General features: G+C 62.8%; 8 protein-coding genes. 2 read left to right on the forward strand and 6 right to left on the reverse strand.

Annotated elements, in window-relative coordinates; all coding sequences use genetic code 11:
* The 3 genes from EN994_RS15390 to def form a co-directional block, all read right to left on the reverse strand.
* The coding region (locus tag EN994_RS15390; RefSeq protein ID WP_281060156.1) for a methionyl-tRNA formyltransferase at positions 1-417 on the reverse strand (417 nt) is incomplete at its 3' end.
* A gap of 116 nt (positions 418-533) precedes the next feature.
* Positions 534-791 carry a plasmid stabilization protein gene (locus EN994_RS15395; protein ID WP_164745939.1) on the reverse strand — a complete coding sequence of 86 codons (258 nt, stop codon included), beginning with the start codon at positions 789-791 and terminating at the stop codon, positions 534-536.
* 53 nt (positions 792-844) lie between these two features.
* Positions 845-1,375 (reverse strand): peptide deformylase, encoded by a 531-nt coding sequence (gene def / locus EN994_RS15400; protein WP_063169729.1) that lies wholly within the window; start codon positions 1,373-1,375, stop codon positions 845-847.
* 103 nt (positions 1,376-1,478) lie between these two features.
* Here def and EN994_RS15405 point away from each other — a divergent pair, with 103 nt between their 5' ends.
* The gene (locus tag EN994_RS15405) at positions 1,479-2,750 is read left to right on the forward strand and encodes a DNA recombination protein RmuC (protein WP_063169730.1); all 1,272 of its coding nucleotides are present in this window, start codon (positions 1,479-1,481) and stop codon (positions 2,748-2,750) included.
* A 20-nt stretch (positions 2,751-2,770) separates the two neighbouring features.
* Here the strand turns inward: EN994_RS15405 and EN994_RS15410 are convergent, their stop codons facing one another.
* The 3 genes from EN994_RS15410 to EN994_RS15420 form a co-directional block, all read right to left on the reverse strand.
* Positions 2,771-3,175, reverse strand: a complete 405-nt coding sequence (locus EN994_RS15410) for a GFA family protein (RefSeq protein WP_013528467.1) — start codon at positions 3,173-3,175, stop codon at positions 2,771-2,773.
* Between the two features lie 61 nt (positions 3,176-3,236).
* On the reverse strand, positions 3,237-4,202 hold the full coding sequence (locus EN994_RS15415; protein ID WP_013528466.1) for a cation diffusion facilitator family transporter: 966 nt from the start codon (positions 4,200-4,202) through the stop codon (positions 3,237-3,239).
* Positions 4,203-4,330: 128 nt separating this feature from the next.
* Complete coding sequence (locus tag EN994_RS15420; RefSeq protein ID WP_027161100.1) at positions 4,331-5,140, reverse strand: transglutaminase family protein; 810 nt, start codon at positions 5,138-5,140, stop codon at positions 4,331-4,333.
* A 312-nt stretch (positions 5,141-5,452) separates the two neighbouring features.
* Between EN994_RS15420 and EN994_RS36740 the strand changes: the two genes are divergently transcribed.
* Positions 5,453-5,578 carry a hypothetical protein gene (locus tag EN994_RS36740; RefSeq protein WP_013528464.1) on the forward strand — a complete coding sequence of 42 codons (126 nt, stop codon included), beginning with the start codon at positions 5,453-5,455 and terminating at the stop codon, positions 5,576-5,578.
* The last annotated feature ends 85 nt before the right edge of the window (positions 5,579-5,663 follow it).

Raw genomic sequence — 5,663 nt, forward strand, 5'->3', positions numbered from 1 at the left:
CATCACCATCATGCCGCTTTCCAGGTCTCCTGCCATGATGGCGCGCTGGATGGGGGCGGCGCCGCGCCAGCGCGGCAGAAGCGACGCATGGCCGTTGACGCAGCCGAGCCGGGTTGCCTCCAGAACCGCCTTCGGCAGCAGCAAACCATAGGCGACGACCACCGCCACATCGGCCTGCAAGGCGCGAAAAGCGGCCTGTTCGGCCTCGCCTTTGAGCGAAACCGGCGTCCGCACCTCGATGCCCAGTCGCTCCGCCTCGCGCTGCACCGGCGACGGCGTCAGCTCCAGTCCGCGTCGTCCGGCAGCGCGCGGCGGCTGGGTATAGACGGCTGATATCTCATGGCCAGCCTCGGCGATCGCGCGCAAGGTCGGCACCGAAAACTCCGGCGTGCCCATGAAGATGACGCGAAGGGGCATTTTTTCTTCTGGTATCCTGTCTTCTTGCTCGCGCAGTGTGCCGGCTCAGGCATCCGCTTCAAACGGGTTTACGAGCTTCAGGTCAAGGCCGTCGAAGTCGCGGGACGACCGTCGCGCTATCTTTCCGCTTCGATCTTCTCCATGATTTCCGCGTATTCATCGCCAATTGCGCTTTCAGATACGAAAGCCGAGCGAATTGCAGCCCACGCCGAGAGGCTCGACTCCTCTCGGGCCGGCCTCTCCGCAACTATGCCTTTGCGCAGAAGGCCGATGGCCTTGTCCGAGACGCTCTGGCCGACCTCGCGCGCCGCCAGTTCGATCTCGCGCTTCAAAGGCTCAGGAATGTCCCTGATCAGCATGTCGACCGTCGGCATCTCCATTTGGTGGCAATCCTGCCGACAATAGGCCTGGAGGGGACTCCCGTACCTTATCCCGCGAGCTTGCCCGGCGCCTTGTCCCTGGCGAGCTTCTTGAATTTCTTTACCACCATGTCGCGCTTCAGCTTCGAGATGTGATCGATGAACAGGACGCCATTGAGGTGGTCGATCTCGTGTTGCAGGCAGGTCGCCATCAACCCCTCGGCCTCTATCTCCTGCAATTTGCCGTCGCGGTCGAGATATTTGACCCGCACGGCGGCGGGGCGTTCGACCTCGGCGTAATAATCCGGGATCGACAGGCAGCCTTCCTCATAGACGGAGCGCGCATCGGCGCTCTCCAGGATTTCCGGATTGATGAAGACATGCGGCGCCGGCGTCTCGTCTTCCTTGGCGAGATCGATCACCAGCAAGCGCAGCGGCTCGCCGATCTGGATTGCCGCCAGCCCGATGCCCGGCGCTTCATACATGGTCGCCAGCATGTCGTCGGCTAATTTGCGCAAAGGCGCGTCGACACGCTCTACGGGCTTGGAAACCTGGCGCAGGATGGGGTCGGGAAGGATGATGAGCGGCTTGATCGGCATGGCGTTCCACCTAAGACCTCCAGCGAAACGCGTCAACCGGTTGGCATCAGGCGCGTTCACGTTTTGATCTGTGCTATCGCGGCGAATCGTCTATGCTGTCCACATGAATGATTTGAGCACCATCCTTTCGGAGCCTGTCGCCCGGCTTGGCGCCACAACGATCACGCTCGGCCATGCGCTGGCCTTCGGCGTTTTGCTGTTTCTGGCCCTGTTCGTGGCGCTGGTCATTGCGTTGTGGCGGTCGGCCAAGGCGCGCGCCGTGGCGGCCGCGGAAGCCGCCGATCATGCCCGCGATGCGGAAGTGCGGATGGCCGGCATTCTGCAAAGCCAGGCCGAAATGCAGGGCCGCATGGGCGCCATTGCGGAAGTGTTCGGCGCACGGCAGGCGGAACTGACGCAATCGATCGGCCAACGCCTCGACGCCATGACCGGCCGGCTCGGCCAGACCATGACCGAGCAGACCAAATCCACGCATGAGAGCCTGGCCAAATTGCAGGAACGGCTGGCGATCATCGACGTCGCGCAAGGCAACATCCAGTCGCTCGCCGGCCAGGTCGTGCAATTGCAGGCGATCCTCTCGAACAAGCAGACGCGCGGCGCGTTCGGCCAGTCGCGCATGGAGGCGATCGTTGCCGACGGCCTGCCGCACGGTGCCTATGAGTTCCAGGCGACGCTGTCGAACGGCAGCCGGCCCGACTGCCTGGTGAAGATGCCGAACGGCGCGCCGTCGCTGGCCATCGATGCAAAATTTCCGCTGGAAGCCTGGAACGCCATCCGCGCCGCCGATGGCGCCGATCTGCAGAAGGCAGCTTCGCAGGCCTTCCGCCGCGACATCGAGATCCATGTCCGCGATATCTCGGAAAAATACCTGATCCAGGGCGAGACGCAGGACACTGCCTTCATGTTCGTGCCGTCGGAATCGGTGTTCGCCGAGATCCACGAGAATTTCGAGGCGATCGTGCACAAGGCGCACCGTGCGCGCGTCGTCATCGTCTCGCCGTCGCTGCTGATGCTGTCGATCCAGGTCATCCAGGCGATCCTCAAGGATGCCCGCATGCGCGAACAGGCGCACCTGATCCAGGGCGAGGTCATCCGGCTGATGGAGGATGTTGCGCGTGTCGATGAGCGGGTGCGCAAGCTGCAGGTGCATTTCGGCCAGTCGGCCAAGGACATCGACGACATACTGGTTTCGACGTCGAAGGTCACCAAGCGCGGCCAGAAGATCGAGGCGCTGGAATTCGGCGCGCAGCCCGACGGCGATGCCGCCGTAGACGCCGCGTCACGGGCTCCCGCCGCCAAGGTCGATACCGGCGCGCGCGTTGCCGATTCGAAAACCGGGCAGCTCAGGCTGAGGGTCGTCGAAGGCGACGATTGAGGCGCGGTGCCGGACCGGCGCTACTGCTCCTCCAACGTGGTCATGCCCTGAAATTCAGGCAGCCAGTGCAGCGCCGAGCGGTGCCATTTCTGCTGTGTCGGGATCAAATCCTGGCGCTGCCGCGCGGTCCCCACGCGAATTCCATAGACCTTCGGACCATCTCCGACAGACGTGGCGTAAAGATGCGAACCGCAGTCGGCGCAAAAGGCCTGGGTGCGCTTGGCGCCGCTCGCCACGATCTTGATGTAGATTTTCGGCGTGCCCTTGGTGATGCGATAGTTGCTTTCCGGCGCCGGAACCGTAAGGCGAAAAGCCGTGCCGGTCAGTTGCTGGCAATCCGTGCAGTGGCAGATCGTGGTCTTTTCCGGATCGACCTCCGCCTCGTAGGTGATGGCGCCACAATGACAGCCGCCGTCTATTCTCATCTTCGTTCCTCCAAAGCCCCTTCAATCTAGCGGCGCAAGGCCGTGAGGCAATGGCACGGTTTTAGTCCAGGGCAGGATCGGATGCGGAATCGATCAGCCTGCGTCGCTGCTCCCAGGTGCCTGACGTCTGCGGCTTGACGAACAGCCGTGTGATCTCCGGCATTTCCTTCTTCAACTGCGCCTCCAGGCGCTCGACGCAAGCTTCGATCTCGGGCGCCGTCAAATGGTCCTCGAACTCGATGCTGAGCCCGGCGACGATCTCTGTCGGCCCCATATGGACGGTCAGGACGCCGTTCGCCCGCTGCACCGCCGGATCCTGCTGGGCGATCGCCAGCACTTTCATCTGCACCTCGGGCGACGCCGGCTCGCCGATCAGCAGGCCCTTGCTTTCGCGGGCCAGGAAGATCGCGGTCGCGCCAAGGATCAGTCCGATGCCGATCGAGGCGGCGCCGTCGAGCTCCGGCATCTCCAGCAGTTCCGCTGCCAATATGCCGGCGAAAGCGACGATCAGGCCGAGAAGTGCCGCACTGTCCTCGAACAGCACGGTGTAGACGCTCGGATCCTTGCTCGACTGCACGGCCTGCAGCCAGCCTTGCCTGCCCTTCTGCCGGCGAAACTCCTTCAGGGCGACCCACCACGAACTGCCTTCGAACAGGAAGGAAAGGCCCAGAACAATATAGTTTACCTTGGCGTTGGCGACCGGCTCCGGCGCCATGATATGGACCACGCCTTCGTAGAACGACACGCCGGCGCCCAGCGCGAAGACGAGGAGCGCGACGATGAAGCTCCAGAAGTAGAGTTCGCGGCCGTGGCCGAGCGGATGCGTGCGATCGGCAGGGCGAGCGGCGCGGTGCATGCCGTAGAGCAGCAGGCCGCCATTGCCGGTATCGACCAGCGAATGGACGCCCTCCGACAGCATCGCCGAACTGCCGGTAAAGGCGGCGGCGGCGAACTTGGTCAGCGCGATGGCGAGATTGCCGGCGAGCGCCGCGTAGATCACCTTTTTTGAGCCGCCGTGCCCGGCCATGGCATTTGCCCCCGTTCAAGGCGCAGTCTAGCGGCCAGGCCGCTAAAGCTCCACAGGCATCACACCGCGCGAATGTCGGGTCGTCCACGGCAGCGGCCATGAGAGATCCGGTCTATGGAAAACGGCGACTACTCGATGATCTCGCTGGTCCACACCTTGAAGCCGGCAAGCGTTCCCGGGCCGAAAATATGGGTCAGCGGCACGTCGGCGGCGTCGCGGCCGGAGGCGATCAGGATGCGGCCGATGCGCGGTGCATTGTTGCGCGGGTCGAAGACATGCCAGCGGCCGCCGAGATAGACTTCCATCCAGGCGCAGAAATCCATGCTTGCCCATGGCTTCGGCATACCGATGTCGCTGATGTAGCCGGTGCAATAGCGCGTTGGGATGTTGAGTGCCCGGCAGAAGGTGACGGCGAGATGCGCGTAGTCGCGGCACACGCCGCTCTGTTCACGATAGGCTTCCGCCGCGGTGCGCGTCGGCCGTGCATTGCCGTAGTTGAAGACGATGTGGCTGTGGACGAAGTCGCAGACCGCCTGCACGCGCGGAATACCCAGCGGCGTGTTGCCGAACAGCCGCCACGCCTCGTCAGCCAGAAGGTCGCTTTCGCAAAAACGGCTGGGCAGCAGGAACAGCAATGTGTCCGCCGGCAGGTCGCGCACCTCGTGCTGCCAGGCCATCAGGTCGCCCATCTCGAAGGTGCCGGGGTCGCGGATCACCGCGTCGGTGCCGAAGGTGAAGCGCCCGGGCGGCGCGACAAGCCGGTTGCACCAATTGCCGAAACTGTCGCGATAGCTTTCGATCGGCACCGGCGGATTGGAGATCAGGAAATCCGGCCGCTCGAGATCGGAGGCCCGCGAATAGTGCACATTCAGCATCGCGATGAGCGGCGTTTCCTGCGGAAAGTCGAAGCTCATCTCGCAGCCGATGTGGATTCGCATTGTCGTCCTGACGGCCTGCCTGACGATCACCCGGCGAAGCTCGGGTCGATGCTGCAGTGCGAAAATGACCATGGCACGGACCGCCATGGTTTACGAGCAAATTAGAGCAATTCCAGGAAAAGTGTGAAGCGGTTTTCCGTCCGGAATTGCGTCAAAACAAAGAGTTAGAGCAATTCACTGTTTCCGCGAAACGGTGAATTGCTCTAGAAACCGGTTGAAAGCGATCCGCTGTCGGCGGCAACAGTCGCTAACCCCTTGCGGTCGGGCGGTTCTCTTGTTTCACTTGGCTTCTCACATCAGGAGGAACGAATCATGGCTAAAGGTGCGATGAAGGCAGGCAAGGAAGCCCGCAAGCCGAAGAAGGACGCCAAGAAGCCCGCTCCGGCTCCGGCGCTGAAGGCGCCGCCGGTCAAGGCGATGAAGCTCAAGGACAAGTAGGTCCGGCGATCCACTTCGCAATAAGATTACGGCCGGCGACACTTGTTGCCGGTCGCTGTTGATCGAGCGCCCGAAATTCTTATAT

This window comes from Mesorhizobium sp. M7A.F.Ca.CA.002.09.1.1 (assembly GCF_003998555.1).
Classification (GTDB): Bacteria; Pseudomonadota; Alphaproteobacteria; order Rhizobiales; family Rhizobiaceae; genus Mesorhizobium; species Mesorhizobium ciceri.